Genomic DNA, 10310 nt, shown 5'->3' on the forward strand with positions numbered 1-10310 from the left:
GGCAGGCCATCATGACCGAGTCGCAAACCGCCTTTGAGCTGTTGCTGGACATCGACCGCCGCTGCCGCCTGCTGGCCGCCGACCTGCCCTCCCAGGAAACCCGCCTGCAGCGTTGGAGCGGCATCGGTTTTCGCCTGGGCCAGCATTGGTACGTGGCGCCCATGGGCGAAGTCGCCGAAGTGCTGCATGAGCCGCACTGCACGCTGATGCCCGGGGTCAAGACCTGGGTCAAGGGCGTGGCCAACCTGCGCGGGCGCCTGCTGCCGGTGATGGACCTGGGTGGGTTTCTCGGCCTTGAACTGTCCAGGGCGCGCAAGCAACGGCGGGTGCTGGTGGTGGAATACAACGACTTGTTTGTCGGGCTGCTGGTGGATGAGGTGGTAGGCATGCAGCATTTCGCGCAAGACGCCTTGCAGGCGAATGCCGTTCCCGGCACGCCGTATATCCAGGGCCAGTTCGACGGCGACCCGCTGTGGCAGGTCTTCAGCCCCTTCACCCTGGCTCAGGCCCCAGGCTTCATGGATGTTGCCGCATGACTACCCCGACTACGCCCAAACCCCAGGCCGCTTCGCGCAGTCGCTCACAGATCATCGTGCTGTTTATCGCCCTGATCGTGTTCATCATGCTGCTGTTCGCCAACTTCGCGTACCTCAACACCCAGTCCACGTACGACAAGCAGTACATCGGCCATGCCGGTGAATTGCGCGTGCTGTCCCAGCGCATCGCCAAGAACGCCACCGAAGCCGCCGCCGGCAAGGCGGCCGCGTTCAAGCTGCTGTCTGACGCACGCAACGATTTTGCCCAGCGTTGGGGCTACCTGAAAAAAGGCGACCCGCAAACCGGCCTGCCCGCCGCACCCAGCGCGGTACGCGCCGAAATGCGCGCCGTACAGACCGACTGGGAAGCCCTGCTGAAAAATACCGATGCGATCCTGGCCAGCGAGCAGACCGTGTTGTCCTTGCATCAAGTCGCCGCGACCCTGGCTGAAACCGTGCCCCAACTGCAGCTGGAGTCGGAAAAGGTCGTCGATATCCTGCTGCAACGCGGCGCCCCGGCCAGCCAGGTGGCGTTGGCCCAGCGCCAGTCATTGCTGGCCGAACGCATCCTGGGCGCAGTCAACACGGTGCTGGCCGGCGACGAAACCGCCGTCCAGGCCGCCGATGCCTTCGGCCGCGACGCCAACCGCTTCGGCCAGGTACTCAACGGCATGCTCCAGGGCAACGCCGGCCTGCGTATTACCCAGGTCGAAGACCGCGACGCCCGCGCGCGGCTGGCGGAAATCGCCGAACTGTTCGAATTCGTTTCAGGTTCGGTGGATGAAATTCTCGAAACCTCGCCGCAACTCTTCCAGGTGCGCGCTTCGGCGAGCAATATCTTCAACCTCTCGCAAACCTTGCTCGATGAAGCCTCGCACCTGGCCACCGGGTTTGAAAACCTCGCCAGTGGGCGCACGTTCGATACCATTGGCGGCTATGTGCTGGGCTTGCTGGCGCTGGCCTCGATCATCCTGATCGGCTTGGTGATGGTGCGCGAAACCAACCGCCAGTTGCATGAAACCGCGCAGAAGAACGAGCGCAACCAGAACGCAATCATGCGCCTGCTGGACGAAATCGAAGACCTGGCCGACGGCGACCTCACCGTAACCGCCTCGGTGACCGAAGACTTCACCGGCACCATCGCCGACTCCATCAACTATTCCGTCGACCAACTGCGCGACCTGGTAGCCACCATCAACCTCACGGCGGGGCAGGTGGCCGGCGCGGTGCAGGACACCCAGGCCACCGCTATGCACCTGGCCCAGGCGTCGGAGCATCAGGCGCAGCAGATCGCCGAAGCGTCCACTGCCATTAACCAAATGGCCCAGTCCATCGACCAGGTCTCGGCCAACGCCGCCGAATCCTCGGCCGTGGCCGAGCGCTCGGTGGAGATCGCCAACAAAGGCAACGAGGTGGTGCACAACACCATCCACGGCATGGACAACATCCGCGAGCAGATCCAGGACACGGCCAAGCGCATCAAGCGCCTGGGCGAGTCTTCCCAGGAAATTGGCGATATCGTCAGCCTGATCGACGACATTGCCGACCAGACCAACATCCTCGCCCTCAACGCCGCGATCCAGGCCAGCATGGCCGGTGACGCCGGGCGAGGCTTCGCCGTGGTGGCCGATGAGGTTCAGCGCCTGGCCGAGCGTTCGTCAGCCGCCACGCGGCAGATTGAAACCCTGGTACGGGCGATCCAGGCCGACACCAACGAAGCGGTGATCTCCATGGAGCAGACCACCACCGAAGTGGTGCGCGGGGCGCGTTTGGCGCAGGACGCCGGGGTGGCGCTGGAGGAGATCGAAGGCGTATCCAAGACGCTGGCGGCGTTGATCCAGAGCATTTCGAATGCGGCGCAGCAACAGACGAGTTCAGCGGGGCAGATTTCGTTGACGATGAATGTGATTCAGCAGATCACGACGCAGACGTCGTCGGGGTCGACGGCGACTGCCGAAAGTATCGGTAATTTGGCCAAGATGGCGAGCCAGTTGCGCAGGTCGGTTTCGGGCTTCACCCTGCCTGCGGCCAAACAGGTCGATGATTGAAATACAGTCAAACTGTGGGAGCTGGCTTGCCTGCGATAGCGGTGGGTCAGCTACACATGTATCAACTGACTAGCCGCCATCGCAGGCAAGCCAGCTCCCACAGTTGATCTCCATTGTTTCTGGTAGCACCCGCAACTCAAAAATTCTCACCGGAGTGAATATGGTTGATCGGCACGACTACGTGGCCCTCGAATGGGTCAAGGGCGACATTGCCGAAACCCTGAAACAGGCACGCTCGGCGCTGGACGCGTTTGTCGAAACCGCTGACGGCGACGCCATCAGCGAGTGCCTGGCCGCCATCCACCAAGTGCATGGTGCGCTGCAAATGGTCGAATTCTACGGCGCAGCGTTGCTGGCCGAAGAGCTGGAAGAATTGGCCCTGGCCCTGCAAGCCGATCGCGTCAGCCAGCGCGACGAAAGCATCCGCCTGCTGCAACAAGCCCTCAGCCAATTGCCGCTTTACCTGGACCGCGTGCACAGTGCCCGTCGTGACCTGCCGCTGGTGGTCTTGCCGCTGCTCAACGACCTGCGCAGCGCGCGGGGCGAAAGCCTGCTGTCGGAGACCAGCCTGTTCAGCCCGCAATTGCTGTCGATTGCGCCACTGCCCGATGAAGCCCTGGCCCAACGTGCTCCCCCCGACTTGCAAGACCAACTGCGCCAATGGCATCAACTGTTGCAGCAAGCCTTGGCCGGGCTATTGAGGGAAGACCACGGCCCCAGCAACCTGGAAGACATGGCGCGGGTGTTCGCCCGGCTTGAAGCGTTGTGCCAGGGCGCACCGTTGCTGCCGTTGTGGCAAGTCACCTCGGCGCTGGTCGAAGGTATGCTCACTGGCGTGATCGCCAATAGCCCGGCGCTGCGCAGCCTGCTCAAGGCCAGTGACAAACAACTCAAGCGCTTGTTGGCCCAAGGCATCGGCGGCATCAACCAACCGGCGCCGGATGAGCTGCTCAAAAGCCTGCTGTTCTATGTCGCCAAAGTCACCCGGCCGACGCCGCGCATGCAAAGCCTCAAGGAACGCTACGGCCTTGACGAAGCCTTGCCCGACAGTGCCGTGGTCGATGCCGAGCGTGCGCGCCTGGCGGGGCCGGACCGTAACGCCATGGGCTCGGTACTCGGTGCGTTGTGCGAGGAACTGGTGAGGGTCAAGGAACGCCTCGACCTGTTTGTGCGCAGCGACCGCCAACACACCAGCGACCTCGATGCGCTGCTCGCGCCGTTGCGGCAGATCGCCGACACCCTGGCGGTATTGGGCTTCGGTCAGCCGCGCAAAGTGATCATCGACCAACTCGCCGTGGTGCTGAGCCTGGCCCAGGGTCAACGCGAACCCAACGACGCGGTGCTGATGGACGTCGCCGGCGCCTTGCTTTACGTCGAAGCCACGCTGGCCGGGATGGTCGGCACCGTCGAGCCGGAGAGCCGCGAAGAAAGCCGTTTGCCCACCACCGACCTGACTCAGATCCACCAATTGGTGATCCGCGAGTCCTGCCAGTGCTTGAAGCAGGCCAAGGAGCTGGTCATCGACTGCATCGAGGCTGATTGGGACCGCCAGCGCCTGGAATCCCTGCCGGAGCTGCTGAGCCAGGTGCGCGGTGCACTGGCGATGATCCCGTTGCCCCGGGCGGCGAGCCTGATGCGCGGTTGCACCGATTACGTCGACGAACAACTGATGGCCGACGACAACCCGCCGTCCGAGATGCAGTTGAGCCACTTCGCCGATGTGGTCAGCAGCCTTGAATACTACCTGGAACGCATGCTCCAGGACCCCGATGCCGCGGGCGAGCGGGTGCTGGAACTGGCCACCCAAGGCCTGGCGGCGTTGGGTTACCTGCCAGCTGAAAAACCCTGGCGCCAAGCACTGGTTGCGCCGGACGGCGCGCTGTCCTCAGAGATCACGCCGACCCAGTCCCAGTTCGATGCACTGGCCAGCCCCACCTCGCGCCTGAACCCACCGGCCCTGCAACGCCCCGGTAGCCTGCTGCCGCCGCCAGCCGATGAAGAACCCATCGATGACGAACTGCGTGAAGTGTTCCTCGAAGAAACCGACGAAGTCCTCGAGGTATTGCACCGCCACCTGCCCAACAGCGCCGACAAAACCGCCCAAGGCGAAATGCGCCGAGCTTTTCACACGCTCAAAGGCAGCGGCCGCATGGTGCGCGCGCTGGTGTTGGCGGAGCTGGCCTGGGCCGTGGAAAACCTGCTCAACCGCGTGCTGGAACGCAGCGTTACGCTCGGCCCCGAGGTTCAACACGTACTGGATGAAGCGGTGGCCCTGCTGCCGGAATTGATCGCCGACTTCGCCACCGACGACCAGCACCAACGGGATGAAGTCGACGCCCTGGCCGCCCGCGCCCATGCCCTGGCCAGCGGCGCACAGTTCCCGGCCGCCGAAGCCCACGACCCGATGTTGCTGGAGATCTTCCGCAACGAAGCCCAGAGCCATTTGGAAAGCCTTAACCACTTCCTGCAACAGGCCGCCGAGCATGTGCCGCTGCAAGTCAGCGATGAACTGCAACGCGCCCTGCATACCCTCAAAGGCAGCGCCTACATGGCCGGCGTGTTACCCATCGCCGAGCTGGCGCGGCCGCTGGACCACCTGACCCGCGAATACAAGGCCCACCGCCTGCCGCTGGACCTGGACGAAGTGGAGTTGCTGCTGGAAGCCGAAGGCCTGTTCCAACGTGGGCTGCGCCATCTGGACCGTGACCCGCTGGCACCGATCAAAGGCGCACAAGACCTGATCGACCGCACCCAAAGCCTGCTCGATCACCAGCTTGAAGCCTTGCTCGATGCGCCGAACACCGGCCTTCGAACCAAGCGCGACCCGCAACTGATCGCCAACTTCCTGGCCCAGGGCATGGACATCCTGCTTGACGCCGAAAACCTGCTGCGCCGCTGGCAACAGCACCCCGGCGAGCGCCAGGAACTCACCGCACTGTTGGATGAACTGACCACGTTGGGGGAGGGCGCGCACATCGCCGACCTGCACCCCATCGACGAGCTGTGCGAAGCCTTGCTCGACCTGTACGGCGCTGTTGAAGAAAGCAGCCTGGCGGTCAGCGAGCGGTTCTTCCACGAGGCCGAACAGGCCCACGAAGCGCTGATCAGCATGCTCGACCAACTGGCCGCCGGCCAGGAGATAAGCCCGGCACCGGCGCGGGTCGAAGCCTTGCGCGAGCTGCTGGACGAAGCCCTCGATCCGTCCGCCACCGGCCTGATAAAAAGCGACGGCAGCCGTGCGCTAAGTATTTCCGAATTGGGGGCCGCGACCCAGCAACTGGATCACGAAACGGCAGTGGACGATGAGATCGTTGAGATCTTCCTTGAAGAAGCCGTGGATATCCTCGACAGCGCTGGGCAGTCCCTCAAGCGCTGGTTGCTGGAGCCCGACAGCGCGGCGCCGTTGTCCTCATTGCAGCGCGACTTGCACACCCTCAAGGGCGGCGCACGCATGGCCGAAATCGGGCCGGTGGCCGAGTTGGCCCATGAGCTGGAATGCCTGTACGAAGGCCTGGTGGACCGCCGCTACAGCTACAGCGCCGAGTTGTCCCATGTGCTGATGGCCAGCCATGAACGACTGGCCCTGCAACTGGAAGAACTGCAACACCATCAGCCCCTGAGCGACAGTGCCGAACTGGTCGCCAAGGTACGTGCATTGCGCCAGAACAATCCCCCGGCGGCACCGGCGATTGCTGCGCAAACGCCGGGCGCCGATCCGGAATTGCTGGAGATCTTCCTCGAAGAAGCCGCCGATATCCTCGACAGCTCCAGCAGCGCGCTGCTGCGCTGGCAGGCTGAGCCCGGCAACCGCCAGGAAGTGGAAACCCTGCTGCGCGACCTGCACACCCTCAAGGGCGGTGCGCGGATGGTCGAGATTGGGCCGATTGGCGACCTGGCCCATGAGCTGGAGTTTCTTTACGAAGGCTTGTCGGCGGGTTTGCTGGCGCCGTCTGCGGAACTGTTCGCGCTGCTGCAAGGCTGCCATGACCGCCTGGCACAGATGGTTGATGCGGTGGCAGAGGGTTTGCCGGTGGGCTCGGTGGACAAGCTGATCGAGCGCATCAAAAGCCTGGTGCACCCGAGCACTGAGCCGGTGATGCCAGTGGCCTTGCCCACGGGCAAGGCGGAAGCGGTGGTCGACCCCGCCGCGGATATGGTGAAAATTTCCGCCGACCTGCTGGACGACCTGGTCAACCTGGCGGGCGAAACCTCGATCTTCCGGGGGCGCATCGAACAGCAGGTCAACGACGCACGCATCGCCCTCAACGAAATGGAAACCACCATTGAGCGCATGCGCGACCAGTTGCGGCGCCTCGACACCGAAACCCAGGGCCGCATCCTCAGCCGCCAGCAGGCCGAGGCCGAGCGCCTGGGTTACGAAGAATTCGACCCGCTGGAAATGGACCGCCATTCCCAGTTGCAGCAGTTGTCCCGTGCACTCTCTGAATCGGTGTCCGACCTGCTCGACCTCAAGGACACCCTCGACACGCGCAACCAGGACGCCCACGACCTGTTGCAGCAACAGGCGCGCATCAACACCGAGTTGCAAGAAGGCCTGATGCGCACACGCATGGTGCCCTTCGAGCGCATGCTGCCGCGCCTCAAGCGCATCGTGCGCCAGGTGGCGGAGGAGCTGGGCAAGGACGTGGAGTTTATCGTCGGCAATGCCGAAGGTGAGATGGACCGCAACGTGCTGGAACGCATGGTGGCGCCGCTGGAACATATGCTGCGCAACGCCGTTGACCATGGCCTGGAATCCCGCGAGGCACGCCTGCTGGCGGGTAAACCCGAGAAGGGCCGCATCACCCTGGACCTGACCCACGAAGGCGGCGATATCGTCTTCGACATGCGCGACGATGGCGCCGGTGTGCCACTGGACGCGGTACGGCGCAAGGCAATCAAGCGTGGTTTGCTCGACCCCAATCAAGACATCAGCGACCGTGACGTATTGCAGTTCATCCTGCAGCCGGGGTTTTCCACCGCGGAAAAAATCACCCAGATCTCCGGGCGCGGCGTGGGCATGGACGTGGTGCATGAAGAGGTGCGCCAGCTCGGTGGTTCAATGTTCATCGAGTCGACGCCGGGCGTGGGTGTGCATTTTCGCATTCGCTTGCCGTTCACCGTATCGGTCAACCGCGCGCTGATGGTGCAGTGTGCGGACGACCAATATGCGATCCCCCTCAATACCATCGAAGGGTTGGTGCGGGTGCTGCCCCATGAGTTGGCGGGGCATTACCAGCAAGACCCGCCGCATTATGAATACGCCGGCCAGCGTTATGAGCTGTTCTACCTGGGTGACCTGCTGCACACCGTCGGCCGCCCGAAACTGCTGGGCCAGTACCAGCCGGTGCCGGTGCTGTTGGTGCATTGCAATGAACGGCACGTGGCGGTGCATGTGGATGCCATGGCCGGTACGCGGGAGATCGTGGTCAAGGGCCTGGGCCCGCAGTTTGCCGGGGTTCAGGGTTTATCCGGCGCGACCATTCTGGGGGATGGGCGCGTGGTGCTGATCATCGACTTGCTGGCGCACATCCGCGCACGCCAACCGGCCTTGCCAGCCCAGGTGGTGGATGCGCCGCTGATCCTCAACGACCCGTTGAAAAAACGCCCGTTGCTGGTGCTGGTGGTGGACGACTCGGTCACCGTGCGCAAAGTCACCAGCCGCCTGCTGGAGCGCAACGGCATGAACGTGCTGACCGCCAAGGACGGCATCGACGCCATCGCCGTGCTCGAAGAACACACCCCGGACCTGATGCTGCTGGACATCGAAATGCCGCGCATGGACGGCTTCGAAGTGGCCACCCAAGTGCGTAACGACCCCCGGCTGATGCGCCTGCCGATCATCATGATCACCTCCCGCACCGGCCAGAAACACCGCGACCGCGCCATGGCCATTGGCGTGAATGATTACCTCGGCAAGCCGTACCAAGAGTCGGTGCTGCTGGAAAGCATCGCCTACTGGAGCAAGTCCCATGCTTGACCACCGCACCAGCCAACTCACCGGCCTGCTGCTGCCCCTGGCTGACCGCCACTTGGTACTGCCCAACGTCGCCATCGCCGAACTGATCGACTTCCAACGCGGCGAACCGGCCAGCGATGCGCCGCCGTGGTACCTGCGCCAAGTCACCTGGCGGGATCAGCTACTGCCGCTGATCAGCTTTGAAGCGGTGTGCGGTGAAGCGGCCGTCACCGGCGAGCGCTCACGCATCGTGGTGCTGAACGCCTTGGGCGGGCGGCCGACGTTGAAGTTTATTGCGTTGGTGATCCAGGGTATTCCACGCTCGTACAAGCTCGACAGCCAACTGAGTTATGTGGATGTGCCGTTGTGCCCGCTGGAGCTGGCGGCGGTGCAGGTGGGGGAGCATGTGGCGAGGGTGCCGGATTTGATGGGGCTGGAAGCGTTGCTGGTGGAGTCCGGCTTGGCCTGATTCCTACTTTCTTAGCCCCAGCGAAGATCAAAATGTGGGAGCGGGCTTGCTCGCGAAAGCGCAGTGTCAGTCAGCATATTTGTAACTGATGCACCGCATTCGCGAGCAAGCCCGCTCCCACATTTGATCTTCAGCGCTGGATAGACCGTGCCCGCTACTCAATCCGCGCAAACCGCTCAATCACCGGCTGCTCACGATGTTCGGCCTGCCACAAATCGTAGGCGCTCTGCATCGACAGCCATAACCGTCCAGTACTCACCCCCGCTCGCTCAAGTCGCACGGCCAAGTCTGGGCTTACCGGCGCATGCCCATGCAAAATCCTTGAAAACGTCTCACGGGCAAACCCAAGACGACGGGCCATTTCGGTGATGGTGATGCCCAGTGCGGGAATCACATCTTCAAGCAGGATTTCGCCTGGGTGAGGTGGGTTGTGCAGGGGCATGTTGGTCAGTCCTATCGCGGTGGCCATGCGGCCAAAAAGACTAAAAGGGCTAGTTCCCGGCAACAACCTTAAGCGCTGTATGAATTTTCCTTTTTTTTGCCGGCAGGGCTTCGGATTTTTCCTGCAAGATTTTGGGCAGGGCATGAACTTGTCGGGTGCGGTCGGCGGGCCTAGTCTTCGTCCCGTCATCGCAAAAAACGGTGACACGGACGTGCAAGTCCGGTTTCATGTCGGCGCACCAACGCCCTTAGCCTTTCAACGGGCGTTTTTCATGCCTGCTGTATTTGTTATGGCGGCTGTGCGCGGGAGATCCCTCGGGGTCTGCCGGGGTCCGATATGCCCGGTCTTGCACACCTGCGCACGGCTGCCACCTTAATTCGCGTGCAAGCGGAAGAGGGCAGTCTCCATCACATATCGGAGCTGTAAATCATGGTCAAGCCCACCCCCAATCCACCCCTATTCACCGTCAACCCCCACCAAAACACCGAAACCCTGCTGGTCAACGCCAGCGAAACCTTATCGTCCCTCAACGCACTCACCTGCAACCTGGCCTTTGACCTGGACGCCTCGCAGCGGGCAATCATGCTTGGGATTCAGCAAATGGCAGAGCTGGGGCAACTGTTGGTGGAGCGGGCGCTGGAACAAGTCAGTCCGTCACATGATGTTTGAAACGGTCCCTAATAGGGACTGATCGGTCCCTTTGTGGGACCGCGAATTAATAGGCGCCGCCTAGAAAATGTGGGAGCGGGCTTGCTCGCGAATGCGGAGGGTCAGTTAGAGGTGTGTTGACTGATGCGATGCATTCGCGAGCAAGTCGAATCGTCGCACCGCCGCTCCCACATTTTGATCTCTATCT

The 10310-nt window shown here is 62.8% G+C and carries 6 protein-coding genes; 5 read left to right on the forward strand and 1 reads right to left on the reverse strand.

Features of this window, described 5'->3' with window-relative positions; all coding sequences use genetic code 11:
• Nucleotides 1–11: 11 nt before the first annotated feature.
• The 4 genes from ACLD1Y_RS02010 to ACLD1Y_RS02025 all read left to right on the forward strand — a co-directional run bounded on the left by ACLD1Y_RS02010 (nt 12) and on the right by ACLD1Y_RS02025 (nt 9012).
• Nucleotides 12–536: a chemotaxis protein CheW gene (locus tag ACLD1Y_RS02010; protein ID WP_429474973.1), complete on the forward strand. Its 525-nt coding sequence runs from the start codon at nt 12–14 to the stop codon at nt 534–536.
• The gene (locus ACLD1Y_RS02015) at nt 533–2584 is read left to right on the forward strand and encodes a methyl-accepting chemotaxis protein (protein ID WP_429474975.1); all 2052 of its coding nucleotides are present in this window, start codon (nt 533–535) and stop codon (nt 2582–2584) included. Before ACLD1Y_RS02010 ends, ACLD1Y_RS02015 begins: the two co-directional genes overlap by 4 nt.
• Before the next feature lie 160 nt (nt 2585–2744).
• Nucleotides 2745–8564, forward strand: a complete 5820-nt coding sequence (locus ACLD1Y_RS02020; protein ID WP_429474977.1) for an Hpt domain-containing protein — start codon at nt 2745–2747, stop codon at nt 8562–8564.
• Nucleotides 8557–9012, forward strand: coding sequence for a chemotaxis protein CheW (locus ACLD1Y_RS02025; protein ID WP_429474979.1), 456 nt, complete (start codon nt 8557–8559; stop codon nt 9010–9012). The genes ACLD1Y_RS02020 and ACLD1Y_RS02025 overlap by 8 nt, the downstream gene beginning before the upstream one ends.
• Nucleotides 9013–9166: 154 nt before the next feature.
• Here the strand turns inward: ACLD1Y_RS02025 and ACLD1Y_RS02030 are convergent, their stop codons facing one another.
• A complete protein-coding gene (locus ACLD1Y_RS02030) occupies nt 9167–9454 on the reverse strand; it encodes a HigA family addiction module antitoxin (protein WP_429474980.1) in 288 nt (95 codons plus the stop codon).
• Between the two features lie 429 nt (nt 9455–9883).
• On the opposite strand from ACLD1Y_RS02030, the gene ACLD1Y_RS02035 reads away from it, so the two are divergent.
• Nucleotides 9884–10123 carry a DUF6124 family protein gene (locus ACLD1Y_RS02035; protein WP_122488784.1) on the forward strand — a complete coding sequence of 80 codons (240 nt, stop codon included), beginning with the start codon at nt 9884–9886 and terminating at the stop codon, nt 10121–10123.
• Nucleotides 10124–10310: the final 187 nt, after the last annotated feature.

Source organism: Pseudomonas sp. 18175 (assembly GCF_050432925.1).
Taxonomy (GTDB): domain Bacteria; phylum Pseudomonadota; class Gammaproteobacteria; order Pseudomonadales; family Pseudomonadaceae; genus Aquipseudomonas.

Coding starts and splice junctions, on each gene's coding strand:
- ACLD1Y_RS02015 (WP_429474975.1), top strand. CDS start 533: ATGACTACCCCGACTACGCCCAAACCCCAGGCCGCTTCGCGCAGTCGC.
- ACLD1Y_RS02030 (WP_429474980.1), bottom strand. CDS start 9,454: ATGCCCCTGCACAACCCACCTCACCCAGGCGAAATCCTGCTTGAAGAT.
- ACLD1Y_RS02020 (WP_429474977.1), top strand. CDS start 2,745: ATGGTTGATCGGCACGACTACGTGGCCCTCGAATGGGTCAAGGGCGAC.
- ACLD1Y_RS02010 (WP_429474973.1), top strand. CDS start 12: ATGACCGAGTCGCAAACCGCCTTTGAGCTGTTGCTGGACATCGACCGC.
- ACLD1Y_RS02025 (WP_429474979.1), top strand. CDS start 8,557: ATGCTTGACCACCGCACCAGCCAACTCACCGGCCTGCTGCTGCCCCTG.
- ACLD1Y_RS02035 (WP_122488784.1), top strand. CDS start 9,884: ATGGTCAAGCCCACCCCCAATCCACCCCTATTCACCGTCAACCCCCAC.